The 565-nt window shown below is 78.1% G+C and carries 1 protein-coding gene; it reads left to right on the forward strand.

The window, feature by feature from the left end; translation table 11 throughout:
- On the forward strand, nt 1-488 hold a 488-nt coding region (locus GT030_RS15920), incomplete at its 5' end, for a DUF2064 domain-containing protein (protein ID WP_161201658.1).
- Between the last annotated feature and the right edge of the window lie 77 nt (nt 489-565).

Below are 565 nucleotides of genomic sequence, written 5' to 3' on the forward strand. Positions count from 1 at the left end.
TGGCCGCCGCGCCCGCGAGACGCCGGGTACTGGTCCTGGACGGGCGGCCGGGGCCCTGGCTGCCCGCCGGGTTCGAGGTCGTCCCGCAGTGTGCGGGCGGCCTCGACGAACGGCTCGCGGACGCCTTCGCCCGCTGCACCGGGCCCGCTCTGCTGGTCGGCATGGACACCCCGCAGATCACCCCCGACCTGCTGACCCTGGACTTCACCGACTGTGACGCCCGCTTCGGCCCGGCCGAGGACGGCGGCTTCTGGGCCCTCGGCCTGGCCCGCCCCGAGCCCGGACTGCTGCGGGGTGTCCCGATGTCCGTGCCCGAGACGGGGAGCGTGCAGCGTGAGCGGCTGGCCGCCGCCGGGCTGCGGGTGCGTGAGCTGCCCCGGTTGCGGGACGTCGACACCGCCGCCGACGCCCACGCCGTGGCCGCCCTCGCCCCGGACACCGCCTTCGCCGCGCGTCTGGCGGCCCTCACCCACTCGGGAGCAGCATGAGCACCGCGACCGCGCCCGCCTGGGCGGCCTCCGACCCGTACGCCACCGCGCTGCGCACCGGCCGGGGCCCGCTGTTC

This window comes from Streptomyces sp. SID1328 (assembly GCF_009865595.1).
In the GTDB taxonomy this organism is placed as follows: Bacteria; Actinomycetota; Actinomycetes; order Streptomycetales; family Streptomycetaceae; genus Streptomyces; species Streptomyces griseoluteus.